Origin of the sequence: Pseudoalteromonas caenipelagi, from assembly GCF_013140855.1 — a bacterium.
GTDB classification, from domain to species: Bacteria; Pseudomonadota; Gammaproteobacteria; order Enterobacterales; family Alteromonadaceae; genus Pseudoalteromonas; species Pseudoalteromonas caenipelagi.
The window spans coordinates 41,066-57,494 of the sequence record NZ_JABBPG010000015.1; the positions used below are offsets into that span (position 1 = coordinate 41,066).

The 16,429-nt window shown below is 41.3% G+C and carries 21 protein-coding genes; 9 read left to right on the forward strand and 12 right to left on the reverse strand.

What is annotated here, in order from left to right; translation table 11 throughout:
* Window positions 1-123: 123 nt before the first annotated feature.
* The 10 genes from HG263_RS21380 to HG263_RS21425 form a co-directional block, all read right to left on the reverse strand.
* Window positions 124-396: an HPr family phosphocarrier protein gene (locus HG263_RS21380; protein ID WP_171628098.1), complete on the reverse strand. Its 273-nt coding sequence runs from the start codon at window positions 394-396 to the stop codon at window positions 124-126.
* A 3-nt stretch (window positions 397-399) separates the two neighbouring features.
* Entirely contained in the window at window positions 400-1,245 is an 846-nt protein-coding gene (rapZ, locus tag HG263_RS21385; protein ID WP_171628099.1) for an RNase adapter RapZ, read from the reverse strand.
* Window positions 1,246-1,263: 18 nt separating this feature from the next.
* Window positions 1,264-1,716 carry a PTS IIA-like nitrogen regulatory protein PtsN gene (gene ptsN, locus HG263_RS21390; protein ID WP_171628100.1) on the reverse strand — a complete coding sequence of 151 codons (453 nt, stop codon included), beginning with the start codon at window positions 1,714-1,716 and terminating at the stop codon, window positions 1,264-1,266.
* Between the two features lie 2 nt (window positions 1,717-1,718).
* A complete protein-coding gene (gene hpf / locus HG263_RS21395; protein WP_171628101.1) occupies window positions 1,719-2,006 on the reverse strand; it encodes a ribosome hibernation promoting factor in 288 nt (95 codons plus the stop codon).
* 26 nt (window positions 2,007-2,032) lie between these two features.
* Window positions 2,033-3,538, reverse strand: coding sequence for an RNA polymerase factor sigma-54 (locus tag HG263_RS21400; RefSeq protein ID WP_171628102.1), 1,506 nt, complete (start codon window positions 3,536-3,538; stop codon window positions 2,033-2,035).
* A gap of 56 nt (window positions 3,539-3,594) precedes the next feature.
* Complete coding sequence (lptB, locus tag HG263_RS21405) at window positions 3,595-4,320, reverse strand: LPS export ABC transporter ATP-binding protein (protein WP_171628103.1); 726 nt, start codon at window positions 4,318-4,320, stop codon at window positions 3,595-3,597.
* Window positions 4,321-4,322: 2 nt separating this feature from the next.
* Window positions 4,323-4,850 (reverse strand): lipopolysaccharide transport periplasmic protein LptA, encoded by a 528-nt coding sequence (gene lptA / locus HG263_RS21410; protein ID WP_171628104.1) that lies wholly within the window; start codon window positions 4,848-4,850, stop codon window positions 4,323-4,325.
* Complete coding sequence (gene lptC, locus HG263_RS21415; RefSeq protein ID WP_171628105.1) at window positions 4,840-5,394, reverse strand: LPS export ABC transporter periplasmic protein LptC; 555 nt, start codon at window positions 5,392-5,394, stop codon at window positions 4,840-4,842. Before lptC ends, lptA begins: the two co-directional genes overlap by 11 nt.
* Window positions 5,395-5,531: 137 nt before the next feature.
* Window positions 5,532-6,503 carry a KpsF/GutQ family sugar-phosphate isomerase gene (locus tag HG263_RS21420; protein ID WP_171628106.1) on the reverse strand — a complete coding sequence of 324 codons (972 nt, stop codon included), beginning with the start codon at window positions 6,501-6,503 and terminating at the stop codon, window positions 5,532-5,534.
* Between the two features lie 11 nt (window positions 6,504-6,514).
* On the reverse strand, window positions 6,515-7,471 hold the full coding sequence (locus HG263_RS21425; RefSeq protein ID WP_171628107.1) for a calcium/sodium antiporter: 957 nt from the start codon (window positions 7,469-7,471) through the stop codon (window positions 6,515-6,517).
* Window positions 7,472-7,652: 181 nt separating this feature from the next.
* On the opposite strand from HG263_RS21425, the gene mlaF reads away from it, so the two are divergent.
* The 7 genes from mlaF to murA are packed head-to-tail and all read left to right on the forward strand — an operon-like array spanning window position 7,653 to window position 12,340.
* Entirely contained in the window at window positions 7,653-8,492 is an 840-nt protein-coding gene (gene mlaF / locus HG263_RS21430; protein ID WP_246240058.1) for a phospholipid ABC transporter ATP-binding protein MlaF, read from the forward strand.
* 2 nt (window positions 8,493-8,494) lie between these two features.
* The gene (gene mlaE / locus HG263_RS21435) at window positions 8,495-9,271 is read left to right on the forward strand and encodes a lipid asymmetry maintenance ABC transporter permease subunit MlaE (protein WP_439332006.1); all 777 of its coding nucleotides are present in this window, start codon (window positions 8,495-8,497) and stop codon (window positions 9,269-9,271) included.
* Window positions 9,272-9,286: 15 nt separating this feature from the next.
* Entirely contained in the window at window positions 9,287-9,838 is a 552-nt protein-coding gene (mlaD, locus tag HG263_RS21440) for an outer membrane lipid asymmetry maintenance protein MlaD (protein WP_171628109.1), read from the forward strand.
* Window positions 9,839-9,843: 5 nt separating this feature from the next.
* The gene (locus tag HG263_RS21445; protein WP_171628110.1) at window positions 9,844-10,521 is read left to right on the forward strand and encodes an MlaC/ttg2D family ABC transporter substrate-binding protein; all 678 of its coding nucleotides are present in this window, start codon (window positions 9,844-9,846) and stop codon (window positions 10,519-10,521) included.
* Window positions 10,508-10,807: an STAS domain-containing protein gene (locus tag HG263_RS21450; RefSeq protein WP_171628111.1), complete on the forward strand. Its 300-nt coding sequence runs from the start codon at window positions 10,508-10,510 to the stop codon at window positions 10,805-10,807. Before HG263_RS21445 ends, HG263_RS21450 begins: the two co-directional genes overlap by 14 nt.
* Window positions 10,808-10,812: 5 nt before the next feature.
* A complete protein-coding gene (gene ibaG, locus HG263_RS21455; protein WP_171628112.1) occupies window positions 10,813-11,070 on the forward strand; it encodes a BolA family iron metabolism protein IbaG in 258 nt (85 codons plus the stop codon).
* Window positions 11,071-11,080: 10 nt separating this feature from the next.
* A complete protein-coding gene (gene murA / locus HG263_RS21460) occupies window positions 11,081-12,340 on the forward strand; it encodes a UDP-N-acetylglucosamine 1-carboxyvinyltransferase (RefSeq protein ID WP_171628113.1) in 1,260 nt (419 codons plus the stop codon).
* Between the two features lie 94 nt (window positions 12,341-12,434).
* Here murA and trmA read toward each other — a convergent pair whose 3' ends face one another.
* Window positions 12,435-13,532 carry a tRNA (uridine(54)-C5)-methyltransferase TrmA gene (trmA, locus tag HG263_RS21465; RefSeq protein ID WP_171628114.1) on the reverse strand — a complete coding sequence of 366 codons (1,098 nt, stop codon included), beginning with the start codon at window positions 13,530-13,532 and terminating at the stop codon, window positions 12,435-12,437.
* A 184-nt stretch (window positions 13,533-13,716) separates the two neighbouring features.
* On the opposite strand from trmA, the gene HG263_RS21470 reads away from it, so the two are divergent.
* Window positions 13,717-14,817, forward strand: a complete 1,101-nt coding sequence (locus HG263_RS21470; protein ID WP_171628115.1) for a DUF5610 domain-containing protein — start codon at window positions 13,717-13,719, stop codon at window positions 14,815-14,817.
* A gap of 74 nt (window positions 14,818-14,891) precedes the next feature.
* Window positions 14,892-15,659, forward strand: coding sequence for a glutamate racemase (gene murI / locus HG263_RS21475; RefSeq protein ID WP_171628116.1), 768 nt, complete (start codon window positions 14,892-14,894; stop codon window positions 15,657-15,659).
* Here the strand turns inward: murI and HG263_RS21480 are convergent.
* On the reverse strand, window positions 15,649-16,119 hold the full coding sequence (locus HG263_RS21480; RefSeq protein WP_171628117.1) for an RNA recognition motif domain-containing protein: 471 nt from the start codon (window positions 16,117-16,119) through the stop codon (window positions 15,649-15,651). The genes murI and HG263_RS21480 overlap by 11 nt on opposite strands.
* Between the last annotated feature and the right edge of the window lie 310 nt (window positions 16,120-16,429).

Below are 16,429 nucleotides of genomic sequence, written 5' to 3' on the forward strand. Positions count from 1 at the left end.
GCTGAAGAGCCAGCTAAGAGATGGTTGGAAAGTTAGGCACGCTTCACGACTAAGAGTTTAACTTAAATACTGACAGCTTACCAAGGTATAGGGAAATTTAAATTGCTTTAACTCAGAGCTAACTTATTCTTGCTCATAAAACTTTTGATCAATTAGCTCACCAATGGCTTGCAAAGCACCTTGCGCATCGGGACCGTCACAGACCACTTTAACTTCTTTACCTTGGCTGCTTTCAAGTAATAGCAAAGCAAGTACGCTGTTACCATCTGCAGATTTATCGTCTTGATATAGCGTTATTTGCGCGTCAAATTTAACGGCAAGTTGCGCCAACACGGATGCTGCTCTGGCATGTAAACCGCATTTATTTTGAATCAAAAAGGTATCTTCACAACGCATATGTTAATTATCTTGCTCTCTGTGGCGAATTTTAATGTTTGGATGGGTGCGAGCAAAGCTCTCACCGATGGTTTGTGCCAAATAAACAGAACGATGTTGGCCACCTGTACAGCCTATTGCAATGGTGAGATAGCTGCGGTTATTACGTTCAAGATGCGGTAGCCAAGTTTGTACAAATGTTTGAATCTGCCAGGTAAATTTTTGCACAATACTATGACTTGCCAAATAGTCTTTAACTGGCTGATCTAAGCCAGTTAAAGGTTTAAGCTCGGGTTCCCAGTGAGGGTTTGGCAAAAAACGCGCATCAAAAACGTAATCGGCTTCTTTAGGAATGCCATGCTTAAAGCCAAAAGACTGGAAAGTTACGATAAGCTGTTTGTCTTTTTTACCCAATATACGCTCACGTATTGTCTCAGCTAATTGGTGTACGCTGAGATCGGTAGTATCAATCAACACATCTGCACGAGTAGTGAGTACATCAAGCAGCTGTTTTTCTTCCCGAATAGCCAAGTCTAAAGGAAGATCATGCATCGAGAGTGGGTGCAAGCGGCGGGTTTCTGAAAAGCGTCTAATGAGCGTGTTATCATCACTGTCTAAATAAAACAGCATTGGATTAGCAAATCCAGGAAGGTATTCGAGAATATCATTAAAATCCTGCTGTTCTTTGGGTAGGTTACGGACATCGATACTGACCGCAATTTTGTCGAAGTTGTCGGATACGCTGCGCACTAACGATGGCAACAAATTCACAGGGATATTATCTACGCAATAATAGCCTAAGTCTTCTAATACGCGCAGCGCTACTGATTTTCCTGAACCAGAGCGGCCGCTAATGATGATTAATTCCATTATGCTTCTCTTGGTAACCTAATCTGCAGAAGCAATAATGGCATAAAGTTCCTCATCATTACCAGCGTTCCTTAACTGTTTACAAAATTCTTTATTATTTAACTTCTCAGCTATGGCAGCTAACGTCTTTAAATGTTGCTCGTTATCCCCATCAGGTACGATTAAAGCAAGAAAGATATCTACAGGTCGGTTATCGATGGCATCAAACGGGACACCTTGTTTGTTAACCAGTAACATAGCGGTCACATGACTAATGCCCTCAATACGACCATGAGGAATAGCGATACCTTTTCCTATCCCAGTACTTCCAAGCTTTTCTCTCGTCATCAAAGCATTAAGAATGTCATGTGGATTCAAGTCGGGGAGTTGCTCGTGAGCAAGCTCGCTAATGTACTCAAGAACGCGTTTTTTGCTATTAAAAAGGACCGCAGCTTTGGTGCAGTCCTTACTTATTATAGAGCTTAATTTCATGGTTAGTGTCGAGTAAGCTTCTCTTTGTGTTTAATTACTTGGCGATCTAGTTTATCAATTAAGCTATCGATCGCGGCGTACATGTCTTGATGTTCGGTTGAAGCAAATAGCTCTCCACCGTTAACATGCAAGGTGGCTTCCGCTTTTTGTACAAGTTTTTCAACATCTAAGATCACATGCACGTTATTGATGTGGTCACAGTGCCTTTCTAGCTTCGCAAACTTGTTGTTGACATAGTCTCTTAATGAATCGGTAATTTCTACGTGACGACCAGTTAAATTTAGTTGCATAAGCATTTTCCTTCTTTGGTAATCGTCTAAATCAGGCTTTTTCGCTGATTTGACGGTGGAATGGCTAACGACTCCCGATATTTCGCTATGGTACGTCGGGCCACCTTTATTCCTTGCTCCGCTAATATGTCTGCTATTTTACTATCGCTTAACGGTTTTGCGGTGTTTTCTGCAGCAATTAGCTTTTTGATAAGCGCTCGGATCGCTGTTGATGAGCACTCACCTCCATTCTCGGTACTAACATGGCTTGAGAAGAAGTACTTCAACTCGAAGATCCCCCTAGGTGTGTGCATATATTTTTGCGTGGTTACGCGAGATATAGTCGACTCATGCATTTCAACCATCTCGGCCACATCATTTAACACCATAGGACGCATTGCTTCAGGGCCATGTTCAAAGAATGCCTGTTGTTGTTGCACAATGCAATTAGTAACTTTCATTAATGTTTCATTTCTACTTTCTAAGCTTTTAATGAACCATTTAGCTTCTTGTAAATGTGAGCGAATAAACTGACTATCTGTACTAGATTTGACTGAGCGAGACATAGCCGCATAGTGGTCATTCACGCGAATTTTAGGCATGCAATCAGGGTTCAACTCAACAACCCATCTGCCTTTCACTTTCTTTACTGACACATCAGGAATAACGTACTCAGACTCTTCTCGAATGATACTTGCAGCTGGCTTTGGATTCAGTGAGTGGATTAATATCATCACTTCTTTGAGGTCTGCTTCCTTGAGTTTGGTTTTTTTCATCAAGGTGCGATAATCGCGACTTGCCAGCAAATCAATGTGTTCATTAAGGATCATCTTGGTTTCACTCAACCAAGGTGTTGTTTTTGGGTCAAATTGATTCAGCTGTATACACAAGCACTCTTGCAATGTTCGAGCGCCGATACCAATAGGGTCAAACAACTGGATTCGCTTAAGTACGGCTTCAACTTCATCTAGTTCAATGAGCTCACCACTGTTACCATCGTTTAAGCTTTCTAATATGTCTTCGGTGCTAAGCGTCAAAGTGCCATTATCATCAATCGCCTCAACGATCGCCACTGCAATACCACGATCCGTAGGACTAAAGGGAGTGAGCTCTAACTGCCACATCAAATATTCATGTAATGTTTCAGTTGTCTCACCTTGATAAATCGTTTCGTCCTCAGGCATTGGGCCGCTGCTAGCAGCGGGGGCCGCGCTCATATATTCGTCCCATGTCACATCCATAGCGAGTTCGTCACTTAAGGTCTCTTTACTTAATGCTGCATCAGAGTCCATTTCGTAGTCACTAACAGGTTCTACATCCTGATTATCAGAATGAGTGTCGTCTTGACCATTATCTTTACCATTTTTTTCCTGTTCGCTGCTTGATGTCTCTGAATCAGATTCATCCACTTCAAGAAGTGGGTTGCTATCTAGCGCTTCTTGAATCTCTTGTTGTAAATCCAGCGTACTCAACTGCAACAAACGAATAGCCTGTTGTAGCTGTGGTGTCATGGTAAGTTGCTGCCCCATGCGCAGCTGTAACGATTGCCTCATGTACCTTTAACAATCCTTCTCGTTCTCTATTATTATTGTGACTAAGCGTATATTAACTATAGCTTGAATTGCTCACCAAGGTAGACATCTCTGACTGTTTGATCCGCTAAAACATGTTCAGGGGTACCAGATGCAATCAGTTCACCATGTGACACAATGTAAGCTTTTTCACATACATCAAGGGTTTCTCGAACATTATGATCGGTAATAAGTACGCCTATGCCTCTATTTTTCAAATGTTCAATTATTTTCTTTATATCTAACACTGAAATAGGATCAACACCAGCAAAAGGCTCATCTAAAAGAATAAACTTAGGATTTGCGGCTAAAGCGCGAGCAATTTCTACTCGACGACGCTCGCCACCTGATAATGCCATCCCCAAACTATCTCTGATGTGTTGAATGTTAAATTCATCAAGTAGTTCATTTAAAACTTGCTCGCGCGCTGCTTTATTTAGCGAGTTACGCGTCTCTAATATGGCCATCAGATTTTGATAGACTGTTAGTTTTCTAAAAATAGATGATTCTTGCGGCAGATAACCAATGCCTAAACGGGCACGGTTATGCATTGGGAGTAAAGTGATATCATGATCATTGATACATACTTTGCCATGATCACTTGGTACTAACCCAACAATCATATAGAAACTCGTTGTTTTTCCTGCTCCATTTGGTCCGAGTAAGCCCACGATACTACCCGCTTCAACGGTGAGACTGACATTTTTAACGACCTGTCGCCCTTTATAGCTTTTTGCCAAAGCAGTTGCGGTTAATACACTCATAGCTAATTACCTTGACCTACTGGTTTGGTTTTTTTCTCAGGCACGAGAATGGTGTGTACTCGTGCGCTATCTTGTTCACCACGTTCAGCACTTATAAGTTGTCTATCTATGTCGTAAGTGATTGATTGAGCTCTGATAATCTGTCCTGCTTGGTTAATTATCGCATTGCCTTTTATTACTAAGGTACGATTTGCTACATCATAACGAATTTCAGAGGCACTAGCGGTTAATGTACTACCATCAGATTGTGTTTCTGAGAAGCGTGCGGGTGTGCCTGTTGCCACTAGTAACTGCTTATTGTCACCAAGTTCTTCTCGGCGATGGACTTCCAATCTGTCAGCGTTAATTTTACGGTTGCCGTGAATAATCTCTACATTTTGTTCAAAAATACCAATATTAGTTTTAAGCTGAGCCTGCTGTTTGCCCGCTTTTATAGAAACCTCATTGGCAATGCTGCTTTGCTGAGCGAAGCTAGGTTGGCACAACAAGGTTCCAACAAGTATGGCTGTAATAAATAGTTTATTGGTCATAATAAATGGTTCGAGTATGGTTAATTAGTTCAATAACATCAGTGTTCAAATCTGCATATAGCCCTTTGCCTGTGATTTTTAAGCTCGGGCCTGTGATCTCTACAGGTCGCTCTGATTGCATCAGTCTTGCGTCTATTTCAACACGGATATTATCCGCCTTTATCAAAGTTATCATTGCACCTGTTGTTAAGTTTTTAGCTTCTACATTGCCCTCTAACATTAAGGTATTGTTCTCATATAAAGTGGCTTCTTTAGAAGAAATAAGCCAATTTTGTGGGCCGTTGTAAAGAGTAAATACCGGCATTGTAAAATGGCTAAAGCCAAGTTCTTGGTAGAGTTCCATTTTATCCGCTGTAACAGTATAACTGCGAATACCTGCTTCATTATATGAAGTTTGCTCTAACTGTGTTGCGATGTAATCTGGCTTAGCAATAACATCGCTTTGATTTTGTGTTTTAGGCGTTGTTTGTGTTAAATAGGGATACCAAAGCCACGTCATTGCAGCGACGAATACGACAAACAGGGCTACGCGATGGCTACTCATAGATTAGCTCTCAACTTGGGACAGACGCTTACTGCGAATGAAATTGCACAGCTATTTGGTAAGGTAGAAGCCACCAAATGAATTGACAATGAATTACAGCAATTTTCGGGCTCAGCTGCTATCACTGTAGTTGCCATTTACAGTACTCCTGCTCTTAACAAATCTTGGGTATTGAGCGCACCGATAGGGCGGTTATTACGATCTATGACAACTAAGCCATTGATTCGTTTCGTTTCCATAATGTTTAGCGCTTCGGCTGCTAACATTTCCTCATGTGCAGTTGTACAGTTAACCGTCATGGCTTGGTGAATTGGGGTGGCGTGTAGGTCGACTCTTTGTTCAATGATACGACGTAAATCACCATCGGTGAAGATACCTACAAGTTGTCCTTGCTCATCAACGATGGTTGTCATACCAAGTCCTTTTGCAGACATTTCAAACAAGGCATCCTTAATAGTGCTTAAGTAAGGAACTATCGGTACTTGTTCTTCTTTGTGCATAATTTCACTGAGTGTTAAAAGTAAACGTTTGCCAAGTGCTCCACCAGGGTGTGATAAGGCAAAATCATCAGCAGTAAACCCTCTGGCTTCTAATAAAGCCACAGCTAAGGCATCACCCATCACAAGTGTTGCAGTGGTACTGGCAGTTGGCGCTAGGCCCAAAGGGCAGGCTTCTTGTGATACTGCAACGCATAAATGCACGTCTGATAGTTTTGCCATTGAAGACTGATGATTGCCAGTCATAGCAATGGTTTTAGCACCGATACGTTTGATAACAGGAATAATATTTAAAACTTCACTGGTCTCACCTGAGTTAGAAATAAGCACTACGACGTCATCTTTGGTGATCATTCCCAAATCGCCATGACTTGCTTCACCTGGATGAACGAAAAAAGCTGGTGTCCCTGTACTTGCAAAAGTAGCGGCTATTTTATTACCAATATGACCAGATTTGCCCATACCTACCACGATAGTGCGACCTTGGCAGTCATAGATAGTTTGGCACGCTTTGGCAAAATGCTGATCTATGTGCTGACCTATTTCGTCAATGGCCTGGCGCTCTATTGCAATAACTCGTTGTGCGGTATCAGTAAACTGCTTCGATAACATGACTGAAGATCCTAGATAATGTAATACATATAGCCAACAAACGCAGCCAATAAAGCGCCGCCTTCAAGGCGATTAATACGACGGGTTTCAGTAAAGCTTAAGCTCATGAAAACCAAGGCTAGAGTTGCCCCAAGCATTATAAAGATATCTCGCCCTGCAATATTAGCATCTATACTTGAGGGGTTAATGATGCCTGCAATGGATAAAACAGCCAATATATTGAATATATTAGAGCCAATTATATTGCCAAGCGCAAGGTCATCTTCTTGTTTCAGAACGCCGGCGATACAGGCTGCTAATTCTGGCAAGCTGGTGCCAATAGCAATAATCGTTAAACCAATTAGCAAATCACTCATGCCAAAGTATTTAGCGATGTCTACCGCAGCATCTACTAAATAGCCTGAACTAATGGGTAATAAAACCATACCCACAACTAGCCAAAATAGCGCTTTGCTTGTTGGTACATCATTTGGTACTTCCTCACATGCTTCACTGATGAGCGGATCAGCTTCAGCGCCACCTTTTTTGGCTATTACCATTAAAATCAGTAGAAAAACGACAAAACCAGCTAACAACGCTGAGCCTTCCAACAAGCTAAATTGGCTATCGCTAACAATAAACCAAGCGGCTAAAGAAACTAGTATTAACAATGGTATTTCTCGCTTTAGAATACCGGAACTTACAGAAAGAGGTCTTAATAATGCAGTTACACCCAGCACCAATAGAATATTAGCAATATTAGAACCTATAGCATTACCTACCGCTGTATCTGTTTTGTCTGCTAGTGCGGCTTGGGCCGCAACCATCATCTCTGGTGCCGATGATCCCATAGCGACGATGGTCAACCCCACGATCAGTGTGGGTACGCCAAAATTACGCGCTAGAGCAGCGGCACCAAAAACGAAGCGATCAGCACTCCATACTAATGCGGCGAATCCCAGAATAAGGATGACAAAAGATAAAAGCATAAAAAGCAAGGCCATTGTTAAAGTTACAATGACGCAAATGGTATCAAATGTGTACTCAAAAGTATAAGTAAAAGAGGCAAGCTAGTTATTTGCGAGGTGCCTTATTCAGGGGTAAGTCAGACACTATATATTACAAAATTTTACGAAAACTTTTTTCCTTCATAAGGCAAAAAAACGTATTATGTCACAATTCGTAAATGTAGATGTGGAGAGCGACTTGTCGCAAGCAATTGTAGAGATCAAGGATGTGACTTTTTCACGGGGTGAAAGGACCATCTATAAAAACATGAGTTTCTCCGTTCCGAAAGGAAAAATCACAGCCATTATGGGTCCAAGCGGCATTGGTAAAACGACAATGTTACGTTTAATCGGTGGCCAGCTTAAACCTGATAATGGCGATATTTTGTTCGAGGGACAAAGTATCCCTAGGATGTCTCGCAAAGCGCTTTATGATGCGCGTACTAAAATGAGTATGTTGTTTCAAAGTGGGGCGCTTTTTACTGATATGTCGGTTTTTGATAACGTTGCATTTCCCTTGCGAGAACACACTCAATTAAGTGAAGATTTAATCCGACTTGTGGTTTTGATGAAGTTGCAAGCTGTTGGCCTTCGTGGTGCAAAAGACCTGATGCCGTCAGAGTTATCTGGTGGTATGGCAAGGCGAGCTGCTTTGGCAAGGGCGATAGCGCTAGACCCTGAGTTAATCATGTATGATGAGCCATTCGCCGGACAAGACCCCATTTCAATGGGGGTTTTAGTGAAACTAATTAAATCACTAAACGAAGTGCTAGGACTGTCATCATTAATCGTGACACATGATGTGAATGAAGTTCTGAGCATTGCTGACCATGTCGTGATTATTGCAGAACAAGGGGTTATTGGTAGTGGTACTCCTGAGCAAATGCAACAACATGACTCTGCGTTAGTGCAGCAGTTTTTAAAGGGTTTGTCTGATGGACCTGTGCCATTTCATTATCAGGCGCAAAACTATCAAGAAGAACTGTTATCAGGGGGTCAGTAGTGATCGATTTTTTTCAATCCATCGGGCATAAAACGTTAAGCCGATTCGCTTCGCTAGGCCGAGCGACGCGTATGCTTATTGGTGCATTGGTTAATGTACCAAATTTGCGTAAAGGGCCCGCGTTACTGGTCCGTCAACTGTATATGGTTGGACATCAGTCGTTACTGATTATCATGGTTTCGGGGTTATTTATCGGCATGGTGTTAGCCCTTCAGGGGTATACCGTACTGGTAGGTTATGGCGCAGAGGATAGTTTAGGTCCTCTCGTTGCTTTGAGTTTATTAAGAGAGCTAGGTCCAGTGGTAACCGCGTTGTTGTTCGCTGGTCGGGCTGGTAGTGCGCTAACTGCTGAAATAGGGTTAATGAAGGCCACTGAACAGCTTTCAAGCTTAGAGATGATGGCGATAGACCCTTTAAGAAGAGTTGTTTCTCCTCGTTTTTGGGCTGGTTTCATTAGCATGCCGTTGCTTGCGCTTATCTTTTCTGCGGTAGCAATTTTAGGGGCGCATCTTGTTGGTGTAGATTGGCTTGGTGTTGACTCAGGCAGTTTCTGGTCAATCATGCAGTCTCAGGTGTCTTTTGAAAAAGATATCTTAAACGGCATGATCAAAAGCTTCGTGTTTGCACTTATTGTGACATGGATTGCGCTGTATAAGGGTTATGACTGTATTCCTACATCAGAAGGGATCAGTAAGGCGACAACCGAAACAGTAGTCCACTCTTCATTGGCAGTTTTAGGTTTCGACTTTTTATTAACTGCTGTGATGTTTTCAGGTTAAAAGGTTTTAAAACAAATGAATACACGGAAAATTGAAATATTAGTTGGCTTATTTGTCGCATTGGGTGTAGCTGCATTTGCGGTACTGGCTTTAAAGGTTGCAAATTCGGGTATCTCGGGTAGTGGAGAAACCTATACGCTTAACGCTAAATTCGAAAATATCGGTTCGTTGAAGACCCGAGCACCAATTAAAGTTGGTGGTGTAGTTATAGGTCGTGTAGAGGGGATTAGTATTCATCCGCAAGAGTTTGTGCCAGTGGTCGCTATGAGTATTGATGCAAATTATGAGTGCCAGTTTTCAGATACGACATCAGTGTCTATTCTTACTTCAGGGATCTTGGGGGAGCAATATTTAGGTATCTCTCCTGTGATCGCTTCGGATTCAGCTAAAAATACTTGCTTGGGTAATGAAGTGACGAACACGAGCTCTGATGTAGATGATCTAGATGATTTATTTGGCGTTCAAAGTAAAGCATTAAAAGATGGTGACTTAGTGACAGATACAAAATCAGCCTTAGTATTAGAAGAGTTGATTGGACAATTTTTATTTAATCAAGGTAGTGAGTAATAGCCATGTTAGTAAGAATCTTTATTGCTGCCGCAACATTGTTGTTGAGCAGTATTGCGTTGGCTAATGAGCCAGTTGATATGAATGATCCCTACAAAATGGTGCAACAAGTAGCTGATAATACCTTTAAGCGCATCACCAAAGATCAGGATGTCATTGTGGTAGATAAGGAGCATTTGCGGGTTATCGTAGAGCAAGAGCTATTACCTTATATTGATTATAAATACGCAGCTTATCGTGTCCTAGGTAGCTATATCCAAAAAGTGAGAAATATCTCAAACAAAGAGGAAAAGCAGCAAGCAATTGAACACATTAAGCAGTTCATTGAAGTGTTTAAAAACTATTTAGTTGCAACCTATGCCGGTGTGTTTACGCAATATACAAATCAGCAAGTGGAGTTTTCTCCAGCAAGAGACTTTGCAGATGATCAAATTGCCATTGTTAAAACCACGATTGTCGAGCCTGGCAAGCCAGATATAAAAATTGATTTCAAAGTTCGTAAGAGCTCAAACAATGAATGGCGAGCTTACGACATGATGGCTGAAGGAATTAGCTTGTTAGATGCAAAGCAGTCTGAGTTACATGGCATTTTGCGCCAGCAAGGCATAGAGCATGTCATTGAGCTTTTGGATAAGAAAAGCCGTCTACCTGTGCAATTTAGGGGGGATGATGGCAGCAAGTAAAGTTCAGTTCCGTACAGTGGAAAGCGATCTTATTCAAGTTACAGGTGAATTGACGAGAAATAGCTTGGTTGATGAACGACTTCTTAATCAGCAGCTAGAAAACGTGCAGTCAGTACGTTATTTTGATCTTTCTGAGGTTTCTAGGGTTGACACGGCGGGCTTAGCTTGGTTAATTCACTCTTTAGGTAAATTGCAGCAGCAAGGTAAACGCCTTGAGCTTAAAAATATACCTGATCAGCTCCATAGTTTAATGGCATTAGGTCAGGTATCAAACTTATTTGAGTGAGTCTAATGGAAACAAACCAAGTCGAAACTTTATTAAAAGAAGCCCTATCTTTAGAAGAAGTCATAGTTAAAGCCAATGGCAACCACTATGAAGTGATAGCGGTAGGCGAGTGTTTTGACGGGTTAAGTCGCGTGAAAAAGCAACAGCTTGTCTATGGACCTTTAATGGGCTCTATCTCGGATGGAACAATACATGCTGTAAGTATAAAAGCATTTACGCCAACGGAGTGGCAAAGAGAACGCAAATTTATTTTACCGCAATAACGGAGTCACAATGGATCAGTTTGTTATCCAAGGTGGCACCGCTTTGGCGGGTGAAGTCACTATATCTGGTGCTAAAAATGCGGCACTTCCTATTTTGTTTGCTGCGTTACTTGCTGATGGCGAAAGTCACTTTTCTAATGTTCCTCAATTAAGAGACATAGGCACAACTGAAGCTTTATTGAAGACATTAGGTGCTGGGATAAAGTGGCAAGGTGATGTGCTGCATGTTGATGGTAGCTCGGTAGACAAAGTACTTGCACCTTATGAGCTAGTAAAACAAATGCGCGCTTCTGTATTAGCGCTAGGTCCTCTACTTGCGCGTTTTGGTGAAGCGCAGGTATCTTTACCTGGTGGTTGTGCAATCGGCGCTCGGCCTGTTGACATTCATATCCGTGGGCTTGAACGCATGGGGGCCGTTATCACTGTCGACAACGGTTATATCAACGCGCAAGTAGACGGTTGTTTACAAGGTGCCGAAATTTACATGGAAATGGTGAGTGTTGGTGCGACTGAAAACTTACTCATGGCCGCCACATTAGCCGAAGGCACTACCATCTTAGAAAACGCGGCGCGTGAACCTGAAATTGTTAACCTCGCAGATTGTTTGATCGCTATGGGCGCCAAAATTAAAGGTGCAGGGACGAGCCGAATTGAAGTTCAAGGGGTTGAAAAGCTTAACGGGTGCGAGCATAAAATCCTACCAGATAGAATAGAAACGGGTACTTTTCTTGTCGCTGCAGCGATGGCTAATGGTGAAGTGCTGTGTAAAAACACCGACCATCTATGTCTAGAGCCTGTATTAGATAAGTTACGTGCCGCTAATGCGATTGTCGAAGTGAATGATGACAGTATTTATTTGGATATGAGAGGTCGTAATTTAACGGCAGTTAATATTAAAACGATGCCTCATCCTGGTTTTCCGACAGATATGCAGGCACAATTTACTGCGCTAAATGTTGTTGCTCAAGGGAATGCGACGATTACCGAAACCATTTTTGAGAACCGTTTTATGCACGTGCCTGAATTACAGCGTATGGGCGCCAATATTCGTTTAGAAGGTAATACTGCAATTTGTGGCGATACCGATAAGCTAAGTGGTGCTCAGGTTATGGCGACTGACTTAAGAGCGTCAGCAAGCCTAATTTTAACGGGTATTGTAGCCTGCGGAGAGACGATAGTAGACCGTATCTACCACGTTGATAGGGGCTATCAGCGTATTGAAAATAAGCTGAGTAAGTTAGGTGCAAAAATAAAACGCCGACATAACTAACTTAATTAGTTTTTGATAAAAAAAGCGAGTTTGAGACTCGCTTTTTTATTTCTTACCCTATTAATAGCAAGTTGTTAGGGTAAATGGTTAGACGTTATTTACGCTTTAAGAATACGCCAGACTCAACATGGTGTGTGTAAGGAAATTGATCAAAAATAGCGATGCGTGACACGGTATGTGTCTCACAAAGTAGTTCTAAATCACGCTCTAGCGTGTCTGGGTTGCAAGAGATATAAATAATATTGTCGTAGTTGGCTACCAATCGACAAGTCAGTTCATCCATTCCTGCTCGAGGTGGGTCAACCAAAATGGTTTGACAGTTATAATCTTGCAGATTAATGCCATTAAGCCTTGAAAAAGAGCGTTCTCCTTTCATCGCTTGTGTAAACTCTTCACTAGACATGCGGATGATATCTAAATTCTCAACTTTATTGGCCGCAATATTATATTGCGCAGAATGTACCGAGGATTTTGATATTTCTGTCGCAAGAACTCTATTGAAACTGCCTGCTAGTGCGATAGAAAAATTACCGTTACCGCAGTAAAGCTCTAACAGATCATTTTGCAGTGGAGCGCATATAGACTGAGCCCAAGCGAGCATTTTCTCATTCACTTTTGCGTTTGGCTGAGTGAAGCTATTTTCAACTTGTTGATATATATAATCTTGACCATTTACGGTCAGTTTTTCGGTTACAAAGTCATCACCAAAAACTACTTTTTGTTTTCTGGCTCTGCCGATAAAGTCAATCTTATAAGTCTGTTGTAATTCTTGACGCAAGTGCTGCATTGCAGTTTGCCATTGCTCATCTAATGCTTTGTGATACAACAGACTCACTAAAATTTCGCCGCTGAGCGTTGATAGGTAATCGATTTGGAAAAGTTTTCGTCTTAGCACTTCATTATGACGCAGCTTATCCATCATGACTTGCATCATTTCTTGTATTAAAGGTGCTGCGGGATCAAATTGGTCGACGCGTATTTTTTGCTTGGTTTGTTGATCAAACATGATATGAAACAAATCATCGCCTTCATGCCAGACTCTAAATTCAGCGCGCTGTCTATATTGTGTTTTCGGTGAGTCATACACTTCCAATTCTGGTGCATTGAATTTTGCGAATTGCTCGCTAATGCGTTGTTGTTTTTCTGCGAGCTGTTGCTCGTAGACAGAAGTATCGATCAGAATGACAGCCATAATTACAAGTACCTTACAAAACCAGAGGCGCTATTGTAGGGAGCATTGTGAATTTGTCCAGTTTATCGCATAAAAATTGTTTCTTTTTTATACTAAAACACTACAGCTTAGCTTATTTTGGTCGATAACAAGGAACGGGTGGTTGTGCTTTAGGCAAAGTGACCGCGATATTTGGAGCCATGTTATGAAAATTGGACAATTACATCAATTGCTTAACCCAGCAATGACAAACAAAGCAAACAAACCTAATACGTTTGTGCCTAGTATTAAACTCAATTCAGATAGTTATTTTGGAGACAAAAATAAACTGGCTGCAATGGTTTTAGATGACAAGCTAGCCCAAGCTTTGGGTATAGAGAAAAAAGCAGAAAAAGAAAAGCCACTATTCGATTTCGAAGCGATAACCAAAAATGTATTAGATTTTGTTACTGCTGCAGTTAAGCGTGCCAAAGTAGATGGTAAAGATGATGATACGCTCAAAGATATGTTAGGTGCTGCTCGCAAGGGAGTGCAAATGGGTATTGATGAGGCTACCGAAGAATTAAAAGGCGTCAATGCATTTAACGATGAGATAGAGCAGGGAATTGAAAAGGCAAAAGATGGGATCTTTAAAGGGTTAGATGAATTTGAAGAGTCACTATTTAGTCCTAAATCTCAGACTATGCAAGTGAGCGAAGCGCAGTATGCCAGTTTATCGAACCAAGCAGAGTACAGCTTTACAACGGCTGAAGGTGACGAAGTCAAGATCACCTTTAATGATGCAAGATCTGAATCAAAAGCGGCAGCGTATAGTCAAAAAGGCAATGACCATGGACTTGCTATTGGTCAACAAAGTAATCATGAAGTGAGCTTTTCCATTGTCATTAATGGTCAGTTGAACCTTGAAGAGCAGCAAGCCATTAATGAAATGATGAAAGACGTGCGTAATGTCAGTGATTCTTTCTTTTCTGGCGCCTATGACGATGCGTTCGAAAAGGCTCAATCACTTAATATCGAAAGTAAGCAAATCGCTAATTTCACCATGGATCTTCGACAGTCTAAAACCACCGCTGCAATTAGCCAATACCAGCAATCTAACCCGGTGAAAGATATTGAAAAAGCGCTTCAGCCACTAGACAAGCAACTGGAGAATATTCACGATCAAGGTAAGAAGCTTGGCATTGAACAGCAGTTGCCGGATATCTTAGCTTGGATTAACGAAGGACAGAATCGCCTCAACGAATTTCTTGATTATGCGAAAGGATTTTTTGAACAGTTAAACATAAGAGAGCAAGACAAGAAGTAATTTATTTTTAAGGTTTGTCATGGCAAACTGCTGCAGGTGTAAAGTAGAGGAGTTGTAGTAGTTTGCCGCACATTATGGTTTTTGATTCAGGCATAGGTGGAACGAGTGTCTTAGAGCATATTCAGTCGTTGGTTCCTAATGCAGAATATAGTTATGTGATGGACAATGCCCTGCTTCCTTACGGTTTGCAGTCTGAGCAAACAATTCAAGCTCGTTTGGCTTGCTTGGTTAAACGTGCCGAGCAGTTTCCTAATTCTGTTGACCTCATCGTTATTGCCTGTAATACGGCCTCTACTCATGCGCTGGCAACAACCCGTGAAATAACGGATATCCCAATTGTTGGTGTAGTTCCTGCTATAAAACCAGCAGCACTAAATAGTCAAAACAAGCATATTGCTTTACTTGCTACGCCAGCGACGTCAAATAACGCCTACACAAATTTGCTGATCAAAGAATATGCAAAAGACTGTAAGGTCGATTTGCACCATTCAACAAGGCTGGTGTCGCTAGCTGAACAGCTATACTGGGAAGAGGTGGTTGATCTTGATTTGCTTAACCGAGAGTTAGCATTAATCGACATTGATGATCAGGTAGATAGTATTGTACTTGGCTGTACTCACTTTCCTATACTGAAAACACACTTGAGTGCGTATTATGGATGTGGTGTTCAGTTAATTGATTCTGGCGCTGCGATCGCAAAGCGTGTCAGGTTTTTACTTAGCGATATAATTGAGCCGGTAAGTGATGCGAATAAAAAGCCGCTGCAATTTTATGCAACGGCTCCTACAAAGTTAACGTGTAAAAGTCAGATTAACCTAAAGGCAATTACACTTAATTGCTAGTCTCTTCCTCTTCACCGTCGAACTGCTTTTGTTTTGCTGCACGCACTTTCAAGGTGCGCTGTTGGAATTCCTTGTCGTTCAGTTGTGAAATAGCGTTATCTGCATCTTTTTCTGCCATTTCCACAAAACCGAAGCCGCGGCGTTTGCCTGTATTTTTATCCTTTAGTAGACGAACGCTGAATACTTGCCCTTGCTGAGCAAATAGTTCACGCACAACACCTTCATTTGCTTTGTATGGAAGATTACCTACATACAGAGTTTTAGTAGTGACTTCACTTTTGTCACCTGAAGGCGGTTGAGATGTTGAGAAAGCAACGGCAAAGCCGCCAATGATAATACCAATAGCAAACACAATTGGAGTACTGACTTGGATGCTAGAAAATAATAGCTGCATGACGATAAATCCAATAATGGCCAGTATAACGGTAATTAAATAAGATTTTTGAGATAATGATTTCATAATAAGGTTACCAATAAACAGGGGATATACATTAATTTAACAAATAAGGAAGCTATCTTAACGAGAATAATAAACTTCGCAATAATAAAAATAGATATAGCTCAGAAAATTGCATTAAAAATAATCAAAAAAGAACGAAATCACCCAAATCGTTCACTATATGTTCAAACGAAAAGATCTTTGAAAAAAACACTTGATCAAAAAAAGGATCGCCCTATAATGCGACCCCACTGACACGGAGCGCTACGCTGAATAAGCAAAGCAACAACGAGTCAGCGTCGAGTAAAACTTAAATTTAAAAATTCTTAAA

Bases quoted from the DNA above. Each gene is read 5' to 3' on its own strand.
- mlaD (WP_171628109.1), top strand. From the start codon at position 9,287: ATGAATACACGGAAAATTGAAATATTAGTTGGCTTATTTGTCGCATTG.
- murI (WP_171628116.1), top strand. From the start codon at position 14,892: ATGGTTTTTGATTCAGGCATAGGTGGAACGAGTGTCTTAGAGCATATT.
- HG263_RS21400 (WP_171628102.1), bottom strand. From the start codon at position 3,538: ATGAGGCAATCGTTACAGCTGCGCATGGGGCAGCAACTTACCATGACA.
- lptC (WP_171628105.1), bottom strand. From the start codon at position 5,394: ATGAGTAGCCATCGCGTAGCCCTGTTTGTCGTATTCGTCGCTGCAATG.
- ptsN (WP_171628100.1), bottom strand. From the start codon at position 1,716: ATGAAATTAAGCTCTATAATAAGTAAGGACTGCACCAAAGCTGCGGTC.
- hpf (WP_171628101.1), bottom strand. From the start codon at position 2,006: ATGCAACTAAATTTAACTGGTCGTCACGTAGAAATTACCGATTCATTA.
- trmA (WP_171628114.1), bottom strand. From the start codon at position 13,532: ATGGCTGTCATTCTGATCGATACTTCTGTCTACGAGCAACAGCTCGCA.
- HG263_RS21445 (WP_171628110.1), top strand. From the start codon at position 9,844: ATGTTAGTAAGAATCTTTATTGCTGCCGCAACATTGTTGTTGAGCAGT.
- lptA (WP_171628104.1), bottom strand. From the start codon at position 4,850: ATGACCAATAAACTATTTATTACAGCCATACTTGTTGGAACCTTGTTG.
- HG263_RS21420 (WP_171628106.1), bottom strand. From the start codon at position 6,503: ATGTTATCGAAGCAGTTTACTGATACCGCACAACGAGTTATTGCAATA.
- mlaF (WP_246240058.1), top strand. From the start codon at position 7,653: ATGTCACAATTCGTAAATGTAGATGTGGAGAGCGACTTGTCGCAAGCA.
- HG263_RS21470 (WP_171628115.1), top strand. From the start codon at position 13,717: ATGAAAATTGGACAATTACATCAATTGCTTAACCCAGCAATGACAAAC.
- ibaG (WP_171628112.1), top strand. From the start codon at position 10,813: ATGGAAACAAACCAAGTCGAAACTTTATTAAAAGAAGCCCTATCTTTA.
- murA (WP_171628113.1), top strand. From the start codon at position 11,081: ATGGATCAGTTTGTTATCCAAGGTGGCACCGCTTTGGCGGGTGAAGTC.
- lptB (WP_171628103.1), bottom strand. From the start codon at position 4,320: ATGAGTGTATTAACCGCAACTGCTTTGGCAAAAAGCTATAAAGGGCGA.
- HG263_RS21380 (WP_171628098.1), bottom strand. From the start codon at position 396: ATGCGTTGTGAAGATACCTTTTTGATTCAAAATAAATGCGGTTTACAT.
- HG263_RS21450 (WP_171628111.1), top strand. From the start codon at position 10,508: ATGGCAGCAAGTAAAGTTCAGTTCCGTACAGTGGAAAGCGATCTTATT.
- HG263_RS21480 (WP_171628117.1), bottom strand. From the start codon at position 16,119: ATGAAATCATTATCTCAAAAATCTTATTTAATTACCGTTATACTGGCC.
- HG263_RS21425 (WP_171628107.1), bottom strand. From the start codon at position 7,471: ATGCTTTTATCTTTTGTCATCCTTATTCTGGGATTCGCCGCATTAGTA.
- rapZ (WP_171628099.1), bottom strand. From the start codon at position 1,245: ATGGAATTAATCATCATTAGCGGCCGCTCTGGTTCAGGAAAATCAGTA.